Annotated in this window: 11 protein-coding genes and 1 pseudogene; 5 read left to right on the top strand and 7 right to left on the bottom strand. The window is 69.8% G+C overall.

The genetic code is table 11. The features are described 5' to 3' along the window. Nucleotides 1-202: 202 nt before the first annotated feature. A complete protein-coding gene (locus tag LK06_RS16670; protein WP_039655186.1) occupies nucleotides 203-1,156 on the top strand; it encodes an RNA polymerase sigma factor SigF in 954 nt (317 codons plus the stop codon). Nucleotides 1,157-1,481: 325 nt separating this feature from the next. Beyond that, a complete protein-coding gene (locus LK06_RS16665; protein ID WP_063837905.1) occupies nucleotides 1,482-1,709 on the top strand; it encodes a hypothetical protein in 228 nt (75 codons plus the stop codon). Here the strand turns inward: LK06_RS16665 and LK06_RS16660 are convergent. Further along, nucleotides 1,702-1,896 (bottom strand): hypothetical protein, encoded by a 195-nt coding sequence (locus LK06_RS16660; protein WP_039655187.1) that lies wholly within the window; start codon nucleotides 1,894-1,896, stop codon nucleotides 1,702-1,704. The two genes, LK06_RS16665 and LK06_RS16660, sit on opposite strands and share 8 nt — an antisense overlap. Nucleotides 1,897-2,112: 216 nt before the next feature. On the opposite strand from LK06_RS16660, the gene LK06_RS16655 reads away from it, so the two are divergent. From LK06_RS16655 to LK06_RS35450, 3 genes and pseudogenes are all read left to right on the top strand, one after another. Continuing rightward, nucleotides 2,113-2,607: a MarR family winged helix-turn-helix transcriptional regulator gene (locus LK06_RS16655; protein WP_043409744.1), complete on the top strand. Its 495-nt coding sequence runs from the start codon at nucleotides 2,113-2,115 to the stop codon at nucleotides 2,605-2,607. A gap of 86 nt (nucleotides 2,608-2,693) precedes the next feature. After that, nucleotides 2,694-4,226, top strand: a pseudogene (locus LK06_RS16650) (MDR family MFS transporter); the annotation flags it as partial. A gap of 45 nt (nucleotides 4,227-4,271) precedes the next feature. After that, complete coding sequence (locus tag LK06_RS35450) at nucleotides 4,272-4,508, top strand: carboxypeptidase-like regulatory domain-containing protein (RefSeq protein ID WP_459171086.1); 237 nt, start codon at nucleotides 4,272-4,274, stop codon at nucleotides 4,506-4,508. Nucleotides 4,509-4,870: 362 nt separating this feature from the next. Here LK06_RS35450 and LK06_RS16640 read toward each other — a convergent pair whose 3' ends face one another. The 6 genes from LK06_RS16640 to LK06_RS16615 all read right to left on the bottom strand — a co-directional run bounded on the left by LK06_RS16640 (nucleotide 4,871) and on the right by LK06_RS16615 (nucleotide 13,477). Continuing rightward, nucleotides 4,871-5,629, bottom strand: a complete 759-nt coding sequence (locus LK06_RS16640) for a TetR/AcrR family transcriptional regulator (RefSeq protein ID WP_039655190.1) — start codon at nucleotides 5,627-5,629, stop codon at nucleotides 4,871-4,873. A gap of 149 nt (nucleotides 5,630-5,778) precedes the next feature. Next, nucleotides 5,779-7,176 (bottom strand): MFS transporter, encoded by a 1,398-nt coding sequence (locus LK06_RS16635; protein ID WP_043435284.1) that lies wholly within the window; start codon nucleotides 7,174-7,176, stop codon nucleotides 5,779-5,781. A 64-nt stretch (nucleotides 7,177-7,240) separates the two neighbouring features. Beyond that, nucleotides 7,241-9,529, bottom strand: coding sequence for a glycosyltransferase family 39 protein (locus LK06_RS16630; protein WP_078859071.1), 2,289 nt, complete (start codon nucleotides 9,527-9,529; stop codon nucleotides 7,241-7,243). Then, nucleotides 9,526-11,073, bottom strand: coding sequence for a bifunctional glycosyltransferase family 2/GtrA family protein (locus LK06_RS16625; RefSeq protein WP_039655192.1), 1,548 nt, complete (start codon nucleotides 11,071-11,073; stop codon nucleotides 9,526-9,528). Before LK06_RS16625 ends, LK06_RS16630 begins: the two co-directional genes overlap by 4 nt. 14 nt (nucleotides 11,074-11,087) lie before the next feature. After that, the gene (locus tag LK06_RS16620) at nucleotides 11,088-12,740 is read right to left on the bottom strand and encodes a sensor histidine kinase (RefSeq protein WP_052270144.1); all 1,653 of its coding nucleotides are present in this window, start codon (nucleotides 12,738-12,740) and stop codon (nucleotides 11,088-11,090) included. Beyond that, entirely contained in the window at nucleotides 12,737-13,477 is a 741-nt protein-coding gene (locus LK06_RS16615; protein WP_039655207.1) for a response regulator transcription factor, read from the bottom strand. Before LK06_RS16615 ends, LK06_RS16620 begins: the two co-directional genes overlap by 4 nt. Between the last annotated feature and the right edge of the window lie 147 nt (nucleotides 13,478-13,624).

Below are 13,624 nucleotides of genomic sequence, written 5' to 3'. Positions count from 1 at the left end.
GCCTGCCGAAAGTGCGTCAGACCCCTTGTTTCCAGGGCGGATTCGCGTCACGGGTGTCGACATGTCACTACAGCGTGTTGCCGACATGTGACATTCTTCCGGAAGCGCGTTTGCCGTGGCTTCGGCTCCGGTATTCAGGTGAAGGCTGCGTTGCTCGAAAGGTGGCGCCGCCACGACCGTCCCGCGACCCAAAGGGGGTGGCATGTCCGTAGACCAGGGCAGCTCGAAGGTGCTGACGCCCGCCAAGAGCGAAGCAGCGCCCAAGGAGCCCGATGTCCTCGACCGCCTCGACGGCGGACCGGCCCTCGACGCCGTGCCGGCCCCGGCCGTCCCCACCGCCGTCCCCACCGCCGCATCCACCGCCGAGGCCGGTCCGGCCTCGCCGGGTTCGGCGGACATCGACACCCGCACACTGTCCCGCTCCCTGTTCCTGCGGCTCGCCGTGCTCGACGAGGACAGTCCGGAGCGGGCCTACGTCCGGGACACGCTGATCGAGCTGAACCTGCCGCTGGTCCGGTACGCCGCCGCGCGCTTCCGCTCCCGCAACGAACCGATGGAGGACATCGTCCAGGTCGGCACCATCGGCCTGATCAAGGCGATCGACCGCTTCGACTGCGAACGCGGCGTGGAGTTCCCCACGTTCGCGATGCCGACCGTGGTCGGCGAGATCAAACGCTTCTTCCGGGACACCTCCTGGTCCGTGCGCGTCCCACGTCGGTTGCAGGAGCTGCGCCTGGCCCTCACCAAGGCGAGCGACGAACTGTCCCAGAAGTTGGACCGCTCCCCGACCGTGACGGAGCTGGCCGCGGTGCTCGGCGTCTCCGAGGAGGACGTGGTCGACGGCCTCGCGGTCGGCAACGCCTACACCGCCTCGTCGTTGGACTCCCCCGCCCCCGAGGACGACGGCGGCGAGGGCTCCCTGGCTGACCGGCTCGGCTACGAGGACAGCGCGCTGGAGGGCGTGGAGTACCGGGAATCCCTCAAGCCACTGCTGGCCAAGCTCCCGCCCCGCGAGCGGCGCATCATCATGCTGCGCTTCTTCGCCAACATGACCCAGTCACAGATCGGCGAGGAGGTGGGCATCTCGCAGATGCACGTCTCCCGCCTCCTCACCCGGACCCTGGCCCAACTGCGGGAAGGCCTGATCTCGGACTGAGGATCCTCTCCTGACGTTCCGCCAGCCAGACCGGCCCGACGCTGCGAGCGACCGGGCCGGGCAGGGCTGCGGAGGGGACGTGTGCGGCACGGACCCGTGGCCGTCGAGGCGCCCTGTGGGCAGCGCCGGCGACCGTCACCCGCCTGGGTGCGGTACTCACCGCATGAGGGTGCGGCAGGCCGGATGGCGGCTGCACGACGGTCGGCGGCACGGAAGACACCGGACGGGGCGGCCCGACCGCGACCGGGGCAGCCGGTGGACGCTGGTGCCAGAAGGTGACCGTCGGCTTTCACCACAGCGGTGGCACGTCGACGCGTTCGGGCTCGTGACGTTCGCGACGCACACCATCGGGGCGCTCGGCACCGACGGGGGGACGGTCGAGTCGACCGTGGCACTCCCCGCGCCGATCGCGGCGAGTGCGCAGGCGGAACCGACCTGGACGGTGTGCGTCGATGCCTGGTGCATGCCGCTCGGCACGCACCTCATCGAGCCCCGGGGCGCGTCCGTCCGACCGGAGCAGCGGGAGCAGTTCGACGGGAACGGCTCTACATGAGTGCGAGCCAGGCGACCCCCGCGACCACGACGAGCGCCACGACGATGCCGATGATCAGGCCGACACGGGGGCCCGAGGGGGCCGCCGCCTGCTGCTGGCCCTGGGGAGCCTCGTCGACGAACGCGCGGAACATCTGGGTGCTGCCGGCGGGGTCGTGATTGCCCTGGGGGCCCTGGGTGTTAGCCATGCCCCGAGACCTTAGCGAAGAGCAGCCCGACGGCCCAAGCGGGGGCCCACGGGGAGCCATCGGGGCAGAGGCGTGCGCACGTCACCCGGGACCACCTGAGTATGTACGTTTACCCTACGCGACTTTGCCAAATCTTTGCATAAGTACCCCCGATTTATTTGCCTGCAGCAACCAAACATCTTATGGTTGCCTCAAGCAACAAAAGTGGGAGGTGTGATGGCCGAGCAGACGCAATTCGAAGAACTGGCGCGTCAGCTCAGCGCCGTCGGAGTCGTCAAACGGGAGGTGGGCCGCGCCCTGCCGCCCGACTGTCCGGCCGGCTCGGCGGCTGTGCTGACGCTGCTCCGCCGCCACGGCGACATGCGGATGAGCAAGCTCGCCGAGCTGCTGGCCGTGGACATGTCGGTAACCAGCCGGCATGTCGCCCACGTCGCCGCACACGGCTGGATCGAACGGCACCCGGACCCCGCGGACAAGCGCTCGCGCATCCTGTGCCTGACCCCCGAGGGCCTGGACGAGCTCGCCGAGCTCAACCGGCGGACCACGCGCCTGCTCGCCGAACGGCTCGCCGACTGGACCGACGACGAGGTCGCCCAGCTGATCCGGCTCATGACGCGCCTGCGCACGTCCTTCGGCGACTGCCGCTCCTCCCCGGTCCGGCTCCCCACTCCCGCATCCGAAGAAAACACCCGTACACCCGCTAGCACGTGAAAAGGAAGCCCATGGCAACGACCACACCAGCCGGTGTGCGGGCTCACGCCAAGCACGGGGGAGGCTCCTCGGCGGGCCACGCCCCCATGACGCACCGGCAGATCATGGAAGCGCTCTCCGGCCTGCTCCTGGGGCTGTTCGCCGCCATCCTCTCCTCCACCATCGTCACCAACGCGCTACCGACGATCATCAAGGACCTCGGTGGCGGCCAGTCCGCCTACACCTGGGTCGTCACCGCGGCGCTGCTGTCCATGACCGCCTCGGTGCCCCTGTGGGGCAAACTGGCCGACCTGGTCAGCAAGAAGGCACTCGTCCAGATATCACTGGTCATCTACATCATCGGCTCCGTCATCGCCGGTCTCGCACAGAACCCGGCGATGCTGATCAGCGCCCGTGTGGTGCAGGGCCTGGGCGCCGGCGGCCTGTCGGCTCTGGTACAGGTCGTCATGGCCGCGATGATCTCCCCGCGGGAGCGGGGCCGGTACAGCGGTTACACGGGCGCCACCTTCGCCGTCGCGACGGTCGGCGGCCCACTGCTCGGCGGTGTCATCACCGACACTGACTGGCTCGGCTGGCGCTACTGCCTGTTCGTCGGCATCCCCTTCGCACTGATCGCGCTGATCGTGCTGCAGAAGACGCTGCACCTGCCCGTCGCGAGGCGGAAGGTCAAGGTCGACTGGACCGGGGCGTTCTTCATCACCGCCGCCGCCTCACTGCTGCTGATCTGGGTCACCTTCGCCGACGACAAGTACGACTGGCTCTCGTGGCAGACGTACACGATGGTGGGCGGGACGATCGTCCTGGCGTTGCTCTTCGTGTTCACCGAGACCAGGGCCGCCGAGCCGATCATCCCGCTGCGTCTGTTCCGCAACCGCACCATCTCCCTGGCCTCGCTGGCGTCCATGTTCGTCGGTGTCGGCATGTACTCGGGCACCGTCTTCTTCTCGCAGTACTTCCAGCTGGCCCGTGACAAGTCCCCGACCATGTCCGGCGTCATGACCATCCCGATGATCGGCGGCCTGTTCGTCGCCTCCATGGTCTCCGGTCGGTTCATCACCAGCACCGGACGCTGGAAGGGCTGGCTGGTCGCCGGCGGCGTCTCCCTCACCGCGGGCCTGTCCCTGCTGGGCCTGATGCGATACGACACCCCGTACTGGCAGCTGTCCCTCTACATGGCGCTGCTGGGCATCGGTGTCGGCATGATGATGCAGAACCTGGTCCTGTCCACACAGAACCAGGTCGCCCCCAAGGAACTCGGCGCAGCCTCGTCCGTGGTCAGCTTCTTCCGCTCCCTCGGCGGCGCGGTCGGTGTCGGTGTGCTCGGCTCCGTGATGGCCACACGGATCAGCCACTACGCCAAGGACACCATCACCTCCCTCGACCCCAAGGCGCAGGCCGTGGCGGCCCGGTCCGTGGGGGGCGGCCAGCTGCCCGACATGGACCTGCTGCCCGCGCCGGTCCGGAACTGGTTGGAGGGCGCCTACGGCCACGGCATCGCGGACGTCTTCCTCTACGCGGCGCCGTTCGCGCTGATCGCACTGGTCGTCTGCCTGTTCATCAAGGAAGTCCCGCTGAAGACGTCGGGCGCGCTGGCCCAGGCCGCACAGGAGAAGACGGACACCCTGGTCGAGGCCGACCTGGACACCGGCGCCCGGCTGCAGGGCGTGGTCAGGGCACCGCACGGTCCGCTGGCCGACGCCCGGGTGACGCTGGTCGACCAGGAGGGCAAGGTGGCCGGCACGACCACCACCGGCCCGGACGGGGCGTACGCCTTCGCCGACCTGGACAGCGGTGACTACACCGTCATCGCCACGGGTTACCCGCCGGTGGCCGCCACACTGGCCGTCTCCGGCCCCGGGATCGACGCACACGACATCGAACTCGCCCATCCCGGCGTGTAGCGCGAACCACCGGCCGATGACGGCGCGCCCTTCAGACGGAGCGGCGCGCCGTCACGGGCCCGTCCCACACGACCGGTTCACGCGTCCTCGCAGGGAGGAGACGGGACAGGTCCGAACACGGGGATCCGTACGCGGGACAGGGTGGGCCGCCTACCCTCCACCAGGCTGACCACGGCGGGGCCGGACCGCTGGACCGTGCACGACGTGCTCCGCCCGGTCGACCTGGGCCTGGCCCTCCCCGGTGCCGGCGTCGACCCGCGGGGCGGGACCCGCACCGCCCTCCGGATCACCGCCGAACTGCACCACGGGATCCTGCTTCCCAGACACTCCCGGCAGGCCGACTGGCCCGCCCCGTCGAGGAGTCAGCCGCGGGCGGCCATCGCCTCGATTCCGGCGATCAGCAAGTCCAGCGCGAAGGTGAAGTCCCGGTCCAACATCTCGGCCACGGTGTCACCGCCACGAGCTGCCATGAGGTCCTTGGACTCCTCGATGACCTCAGCACTGCCCGGGGCCTCGGACGCCATGGTCACGGCCTGCTTGAAGTATTCCTCGGGACTCAGCCCGGTGCCCTCGATCCGGGCCAGGAAGTGACCCTCGATCGTGCCGTAGCCGTACACGAACTGGAAGACGGCCGAGATCGCCCCCATCACCCCGTGCGCGGGCAGCCCCGCCCGGCGGACGACCCGCTGGACCACGCGGGAGAAGGTGAGCGAGTTCGGGCCGATGTTGAGGTAGCGTCCGGCGAGCGGCGAGACCCAGGGGTGACGCACCAGCAGGGCCCGGTACTCGGTCGCCAGTTCCCGCAGTTGCTCCCGCCAGTCCGCCCCCGGGTCCTCCGGGTCGGGCAGCCGCAGTTCCCCGAAGGCCGTGTCCAGGGCCAGTTCGAGCAGATCGTCCTTGGTGTCCACGTACCAGTACAGGGACATCGCGGTCACGTTCAGCTCACCGGCCAGCCGGCGCATGGAGAACTTCGTGAGCCCCTCCGTATCCAGCAGCCGAACGCACACCTGGGTGATCCGCTCCCGGTCGAGCCCGGAGGGCTGTCCACCGCGTCCGCCTCTGCGTGCCTTGTCCTCCAACCAGACACTGCCCTTCGCCGACCGCGCACCCTGCTTGCCCATCGGCGCACACCCTCCTGAAACTCCGGCCAGTGTCCCCACTTTAGGGGCGCCGGGCGCCTCGCTACGCGGCCACCGCACGTCGGTACCGTCGGCGGCGTAGCTTCCGCAGCCGCACGCGCACCCCTATCCGCCCCCGTACCTGCCCCGGGCTACCCGACGGTCGCCCGCTCCGCCCGCCGGAGCAGTCCCGCCGCCAGGAACCCCCCGGCCAGCACGGCGACGGCCCCCACCAGTTGCCCGGCTCCGAGCGCGGCCGACAACGGCTGACCGGAGTCGATGCGAGAACTGAGCACGGCACCCAGCACGGCGACGCCGAGGCCGTTCCCGAACTCGGCCACCGTTCCGTTGATGCCGGCCCCCGCGCCCGCCCTCTGCGGCGGAATGGCGCTCATGATGGCGTGCGCCAAGGCCGGGTTGGCGATCGCGCAGCCCGCGCCGATCAGCAGCAGTCCCAGCAGGGTCCCCGCGTAGCCGCTGGGGGCGACCGCCGCGATGGCCACCAACCCCGCCGACATCAGCAGCATCCCGAGCGCGATGGAGACCGGCGTTCCCCATCGCGCCGACCACTTGGCCGACAGGCCGGTGAAGTTGAGCGCCACCACCGTCAGGGCCAGCGGAGCGGTTCGCAGTCCCGCCTCCAATGGTCCGTAGCCGAGCACGGACTGCAGGTGCTGGGTCAGTAGGAACAGCGCGCCGCCCATGCCGAAGGTGATGAGCACCGCCCCGGCGACAGCACCCGTGAAGTGCCTGTCGCGGAAGAAGCGCGGGTCGAGCATCGGCTCGGTGACCGTGCCCTCCCACCACGCGAAGGCGCTCAGCGCCCCCGCCGCCACCACGGTCGTCACCAGCACCCGCACCGAGGTCCAGCCGTGGCCGGGCCCGGCGATGATCGCGTAGACCAGCGAGGTCATGCCGATGGTGGACAACAGCGCACCGAGCAGGTCCGGGCGTTCTGCACGGGGGGTTTTCGACTCGGGTACGAGGGCAGCGACCGCACAGAGTCCCAGCACCACGACCGGGAGGTTGACCAGGAAGATCGCGCCCCACCAGAAGTGGTCGAGCACGAGACCGCCGATCAGCGGGCCGCCCGCGAAACCCAGCGCGTTCACCGCACTCCAGATGCCGATCGCCTTCGGTTGCTCCTCGGGGGCGAAGATCTGCACCGCCACGGCCAGTGTGGTGGTCATCAGCAGCGCCCCGCCGATGCCCATTCCGGCCCGGGCGGCGATCAGCTGTCCGGTGGCGCCGGCGAATCCGGCCACGAGCGAGCCGGCGCCGAACAGAACCAGTCCGGCGATCAGCATCTTCTTGCGGCCGTAGCGGTCGGCGGCGCTGCCGGCAGTGAGCAGCAGGCCGGACTGCACCAGGGAGTACGCGTTGATCAGCCACTGGACGTCGGAGGTGGCCGCGTGCAGTTCACGCTTCAGTGAGGGGATGGCCACGTTCAGAACGGTGTTGTCGAGCAGCACGGTGAGCTGCACGAGGCAGATGACACCAAGGATCAGCCAGCGCCGGGGATGCCCGCGCGAGCCCTGGGAAACACGCATGCTGTACACCGTATAGCTTGAGTTATACGGTGTACAGCAGTGTCTGCGGGGTGCTGCAACGACCTCAGGTGTTCTTCTGCGTGAGGTCGTAGAAGGTGGCCGAACCGACCGTCACCTTCTTGAAGTTGCTCTCGATCCAGGAGCTGATCTGCGACGATGTGTCACTGTTGCCACCACGTCCCATGCCGCCGCCGACGATGAAGTAGTGGATCCTCCCCTGGGCCACGTAGTTCTTGAACTGCGCCAGCGTCGGGGACGGGTCAGTGCCGTTGAAACCGCCGATCGCCATGACGGGGTCACCGGTGGCGAGCTGGTAACTGGCCGCGTTCTGGGAGCCGATGGACGCGGCGACCCAGGTGTACTTCGACGCGTCCGTCTCCAGCAGCTTCTTGGCCTCAGAGGACACGTTCGCGCCCTTCAGCAGGCCGCCGACACCACCGGGGCCGCCCTTGCCGCCTTCGCCCATCGGGCCACCGCCCGGGAAGCCGTTGCCGTTCCGCCGACCCTGGCCCTGCCCTCCTTGCTGCCCCTGCTGCCCCTGACCGTTCTGACCGTTCTGGCCTTGGCCCTGCTGCCCCTGACCGTTCTGGCCCGGCACGCCACCGCCGAAGCCACCGCCCGGGAAGCCGTTGCCGTTCCGCCGACCCTGGCCCTGCCCTCCTTGCTGCCCCTGCTGCCCCTGACCGTTCTGGCCCGGCACGCCACCGCCGAAGCCACCGCGCATCCCGCCACGGCCACCGGGGCCACCGGGGCCACCGGGGCCACCGGGACCGCCACCACGACCGCTCATCACACTCGCGCCCACCGGGCCCGCCGTGGGAATGGAGCCGCCGTGCCCCTGCTGGAGCGTGCTGAGGGTGTACGCGGTCGGCCCGGCCAGCGCAGCCAGGAGACCCACCGCCGCCACGGCCAGCGCAAGCTGGCGGGAGATGCGGCCGGCGAAGATCAGGCCGAGCGCGGCAGCCAGACCGCCGATCAGCACCAGCCACCTCAGCCACGGCAGGTAGTCGGGGGTGCGGTTGAGCAGGATGTACCCCCACGTCGCCGCCGCGACCACGGAGGCGGCCAGCATGATCGACGCCCAGGTCTCCCGCCGCTTCTCCCACAGCAGCCCGGCGCCCATGCCGATCACGGCCGCCAGGTAGGGGGCGAGCGCCACGGTGTAGTACTGGTGGAAGATGCCCGCCATGTAACTGAAGACGGCCATGGTCATCAGCAGGGAGCCGCCCCATACCAGGAACGAGGCCCGGGTCACGGACGTCCGCTTGAGCTTGCGGGTGGCCACCAGACCGGCGACGAGCAGGATCAGTGCGGCCGGCAGCAGCCAGGAGATCTGGCTGCCGATCTCGGCGTCGAACATCCGGTCCCAGCCGGTCTCGCCCCACTTCCCGGCACCACCGCCACGGCCACCGCCGCCGACACTGCCGGTCTCGTCACCGCTGAGGCGACCAAAGCCGTTGTAGCCGAAGGTCAGTTCCAGGAAGCTGTTGGTCTGCGAGCCGCCGATGTATGGACGAGACGAGGCCGGCCACAGCTCGACGATCGCCACCCACCAGCCGCCGGAGACGACCAGGGCGAGCGTCGCTGCCGCCAACTGCCCGAAGCGCTTCTTCAGCGACACCGGCGCGCACACCGCGTACACGATCGCCAGCGCCGGCAGGATCAGGAAGGCCTGCAGCGTCTTGGTGAGGAACGCGAAACCGATCACCACACCGGCCCACACCAGCCACTTCGTACGACCGTCCTCCAGGGCCCGCACGACCAGGTAGCAGGCCGCCGACATCAGCAGCGCCAGCATGGCGTCCGGGTTGTTGAACCGGAACATCAGCGCCGCGACGGGAGTGAGTGCCAGCACCCCACCCGCGATCAGACCGGCTCCAGGGCTGAACCGGCGGCGCACGGCGGCATAGACCACGGCGACGGTTGCCACGCCCATCAGCACCTCGGGAGCCAGGATCGCCCACGAGTTGAGGCCGAAGATCCTGACCGACAACTCCATCGGCCACAGCGAGGCGGGCGGCTTGTCGACGGTGATGGCGTTGCCCGCGTCCAGCGAACCGAAGAAGAACGCCTCCCAGGACCTGCTGCCCGCCTGGACGGCCGCCGAGTAGAAGGAGTTGGCGTAGCCGGAGGAACTGAGGTTGTACAGGTAGAGCAGAAGAGTGGCGGCCAGGAGGCCCACGAAGGCCGGGCGCTCCCAGCTGGGGTCCTCGGGCCGGCCGCGCCACAGTCTGCGCGCGAACGGCTGCCCCGGCTCACTGGCCTCGGGCGACCCCGGGGGAGCCGTCTGCGGCGGACCCCACACGGTCGGACCGCTCTGTTGTGCGTTGGGCGGGTCGTAGTGGGTCGTCATCGGGTATCCCCCCGGTCGGTGTCGTTCGGGTGCATCGGCTGCAGGTGCATGGTGGTGTCCCTCCCGTGACCGTCCGCGGCCTGGCCCGCGCGGACCTGGGCGGTCCGGTACGGGTCGCGGGACTGGGTCCGTGAACGGGACTGAGGCTGTGCGGGGAACTGGGGCTGTGAGCGGGGCTGGTACGACGGCGGCTGCGGTGGTAGCGGCTCGGTCTGCGTCTGCGGCGCCGTCGTCGTGCCGTCGTAGGCCGGCGAGGACGGGGACGACGTGCGGGAGAAGGCCGCCGACGGGTCTGCGCCGGGCTCGTCCCGGTCCGGGAAGACCCAGGCGCGGAAGAGCAGGAACCGCAGCAGGGTCGCCGCGAGGTTGGCGGTGATGAGCACTGCCAGCTCGGTGGAGTGCCCGGGGTTGTCGCTGGCCGCGTCGAGGGCGGCCAGCGAGCCGCTGGTCAGGGCAAGACCGATACCAAAGACGACCAGGCCCTGTGCCTGGTGCCGTACGGCACCGCCCCGGCCACGCACCCCGAACGTGAGCCGGCGGTTGGCGGCGGTGTTGACCACGGCGGAGACCAGCAGTGCGAGGGCATTGGCGACCTGGGAGCCGGAGAACTGCCGGAAGAGGCTGTAGAGCGCCAGGTAGAACAGGGTCGACAGGCCGCCGACCACGCAGAACCCGACCAGTTGGCGGGCCAGCCCCTTGGGCACGTCCAGCAGTTCGCGGTCGCGCGGATCGTCGCCGAAGGGCCGGGCCAGCCGGTCCAGCGGCAGCGATCCGGTGGCCAGGGCCCTGCCCACCCGCCACACACCCTTGAGGTCATCCGTAGCCGTCTTCACGATGTGCACCGTCGAGTCCGGATCGTCGACCCAGTCGACGGGCACCTCGTGGATCCGCAGCCCTGCCCGCTCGGCGAGCACCAGCATCTCGGTGTCGAAGAACCATCCGGTGTCCTCCACCAGCGGCAGCAGCACCTGCGCCACATCGCGTCGGATGGCCTTGAAGCCGCACTGCGCGTCCGAGAAGCGGGCGTGGAGCGAGCCGCGCAGGATCAGGTTGTACGTCCGGCTGATGAACTCCCGCTTGGGGCCGCGGACGACCCTGGAGGTGCGTGCGAGCCGGGAACCGATCGCCAGGTCGGAATGCCCGGAGATCAGCGGCGCCACCAGCGGCAGCAAGGCATTGAGGTCGGTGGACAGATCGACGTCCATGTAGGCGAGGACCGGCGCCTCGGACGCGGACCACACGGTTCGCAGGGCACGCCCGCGGCCCTTCTGCTCCAGACGGAAGTGGGCGACCTCGGGCATCTCCTCCTCCAGCCGCGCCGCCACCCATGGGGTGGTGTCCGTGGACGCGTTGTCCGCGATCGTGATGCGGAACGCGTACGGGAAGGTGCGTGTGAGGTGCTCGTGCAGTCTGCGGACGCACGGCTGGAGGTCCTTCTCCTCGTTGTAGACGGGGATCACTACGTCCAGAACAGGCGTACCGGCGTCTCCGGCCGGGAGGTGCTCCCGCGCCGGCAGGGTGCCGGGAGAAAGGTCGGTTCGCATGGAACCGACTCTTCTCAAGCGTCCTGTTCCACCCATGTGGTGGTGCTGTGCTGTGCCTGTGAGTCCGGTTGCCGGCTGGTTTCGGGGGCCGTTCGGGAGCCGGCCGGGCCAAGCACGGGCAGGTGCACGGTGAACACCGTGCGGCCGGGAACGCTGTCCAGGGTGACGGCACCGCCGTGCGCGGCGGCCACGGCCTGCACGATGGCGAGGCCGAGTCCCGTGGACCCGGTGGACCGGGAACGTGCCGAATCCCCCCGGGCGAACCGCTCGAAGACGTGCGGAAGCAGGTCCGGGGGGATCCCCGGCCCGTTGTCCTCCACCTCCACACACCACCAGGGCCCGCCCCGCTGTACCCGCGCGGTGACGGTGGTTCCCGGTGGCGTGTGGTTGCGGGCGTTGCCCAGCAGGTTGACCAGCACTTGCTGCAGCCGCGCCGCGTCCGCCGACACAGGTGCCGGTTCGTCGGGCAGGTCGAGCCGCCAGTTGTGGTCCATGCCGGCCGCGCGGGCGTCGCTCACGGTGTCCACGACGAGCGGGACGAGATCGGTCTGCGCGAACTGGAGCGGCCGCCCGGCATCGAGCCGGGCGAGCAGCAGCAGGTCCTCCACGAGCAGCGTCATGCGGCCCGCCTCGGACTCGATCCGCCCGAGGGCGTGCCGGGTGTCGGGACCGACCTGTTCGCGCCCGCGTCTGGTCAACTCCGCGTAGCCCCGGATGGAGGCCAGCGGCGTGCGCAGCTCATGGCTGGCATCAGCCACGAACTGCCGTACGCGTGTCTCGCTCTGTTGGCGGGCGTGCAGGGCACCGTGAACGTGGTCGAGCATGCGGTTGAGCGCGGCGCCGACCTGACCGACCTCGGTGTGCGGGTCGCACTCCGTCTCCGGGACCCGCTCACTGAGGTTCACCTCGCCGGTGTGCAGGGGGAGTTCGGAGACACGGGTGGCGGTGGCGGCGACCCTGCGGAGGGGGCGGGTGGCGACGCCGACGATGACGGTACCGGCGAGGGAGGCAGCGAGGAGTCCGGCAGCGGTGACACAGACCTCGACGAGGATGAGGGTGTCGATGTTGTCGTCGACGTCCTTGGTGGGCAGGCCCACGAAGTAGGCGTCCCTGCCGTCGCGACTCACCTTGTGCTGGACGAGGTAGCTCCCGAGCTCGGGAAGCGTCACGGTGTGCGGCTTGTCGTCCTTCGGCACCTTGGTGAGCGCCCGCGTCTGCGCAGCGGTGAGATCGGTTGTGCCCATCTTTCGGTAGAAGCCGTCACTGCTGTTCAGCTGCACCGTCCTGGCGGCGCCGACGATGGTGCCGTTCCGCTCCACTGCGGCCACCGTGTCGCGCTGCGTGGGGGCGCTGGCGAGGAAGTGGGTGAGCTTCCCGACCGGCGTGGTGGTGTCGGCCTGGGGCTCGGCGCCGGGGTCCGCCAGGGCTCCGGGAGCCGGGCCGCCCGGGTTCTTCATACGGCCGCCGGCCGCTCGCGTGGAGGCGTCGTCGAGCTTCCCCTTCAGCTGATCGTGCAGATGCGACCGCAACGCGAGCGTGGTCACGGTGCCGATCACCGCGCACACCAGGGCGATCAGCAGCACCGACGCGACGACGAGCCGGGCCCGCAGGGTGCGCGGCTGTCCCGCTCGTCGCTTCTGCGCCCGCGTCCGCCGTCGTCCGCTCATGACACGGCGGGCTTGATCAGATAACCGGCCCCACGCCTGGTGTGGATCATCGGCTGCCGGCCGGCGTCGATCTTCCGCCGCAGATAGGAGATGTACAGCTCAACCACGTTGGCCTGGCCGCCGAAGTCGTACGACCACACCCGGTCCAGGATCTGTGCCTTGCTGAGCACCCGGCGCGGGTTACGCATGAGGAAGCGCAGCAGCTCGAACTCCGTGGCGGTGAGATGAATGGACTCACCCGCCCGGGACACCTCGTGGCTGTCCTCGTCGAGGGCCAGGTCCCCGACGACGAGCACGGAGTCGGACCGCCGGTCGGCGGCCCCGGACCGCCGGATCAGCCCCCGCAACCGCGCGACGACCTCCTCCAGGCTGAACGGCTTGGTGACGTAGTCGTCACCGCCGGCGGTGAGCCCGGCGATACGGTCCTCCACCGCGTCCTTGGCGGTCAGGAACAGCACGGGGACGTCCGGCAGGTCGCGACGCAACCGTCCAAGGACGGTCAGCCCGTCCATGTCCGGCAGCATCATGTCGAGCACGACGGCGTCGGGACGGAACTCCCGGGCCGTCTGCACGGCCCCCTGTCCGTCTCCCGCGCTTCTGATCTGCCAGCCCTCGTAGCGGAGAGCCATGCTCAGCAGTTCGGTGATCGACAGCTCGTCGTCCACCACAAGCACTCGGACGGGGCTCCCGTCCGGCCTCAGCAGTTCGGTGCGCCCCTGGGGCGAGGTCGTGGTCATGGCGGACACCTTGTCGAGGCCTCCTGAGAACCCGCTTTCACGAGTCTGTGATTTGCCTGAGAAATACACAGGTGCCTCTCAGGGAGCCGCTGGGAAGGGCATGGGCACCGCGCCGGGCCGCGGAAGGCTCTACCGCGACGATAGTGG

The sequence above is a fragment of the Streptomyces pluripotens genome (genome assembly GCF_000802245.2).
GTDB lineage: Bacteria > Actinomycetota > Actinomycetes > Streptomycetales > Streptomycetaceae > Streptomyces > Streptomyces pluripotens.
This window is presented reverse-complemented; position numbering and strand designations above follow the sequence as displayed.

Coding starts and splice junctions, on each gene's coding strand:
- LK06_RS16615 (WP_039655207.1), bottom strand. CDS start 13,477: ATGACCACGACCTCGCCCCAGGGGCGCACCGAACTGCTGAGGCCGGAC.
- LK06_RS16620 (WP_052270144.1), bottom strand. CDS start 12,740: ATGAGCGGACGACGGCGGACGCGGGCGCAGAAGCGACGAGCGGGACAG.
- LK06_RS16635 (WP_043435284.1), bottom strand. CDS start 7,176: ATGCGTGTTTCCCAGGGCTCGCGCGGGCATCCCCGGCGCTGGCTGATC.
- LK06_RS16625 (WP_039655192.1), bottom strand. CDS start 11,073: ATGCGAACCGACCTTTCTCCCGGCACCCTGCCGGCGCGGGAGCACCTC.
- LK06_RS16630 (WP_078859071.1), bottom strand. CDS start 9,529: ATGACGACCCACTACGACCCGCCCAACGCACAACAGAGCGGTCCGACC.
- LK06_RS16655 (WP_043409744.1), top strand. CDS start 2,113: ATGGCCGAGCAGACGCAATTCGAAGAACTGGCGCGTCAGCTCAGCGCC.
- LK06_RS16640 (WP_039655190.1), bottom strand. CDS start 5,629: ATGGGCAAGCAGGGTGCGCGGTCGGCGAAGGGCAGTGTCTGGTTGGAG.
- LK06_RS16670 (WP_039655186.1), top strand. CDS start 203: ATGTCCGTAGACCAGGGCAGCTCGAAGGTGCTGACGCCCGCCAAGAGC.
- LK06_RS16660 (WP_039655187.1), bottom strand. CDS start 1,896: ATGGCTAACACCCAGGGCCCCCAGGGCAATCACGACCCCGCCGGCAGC.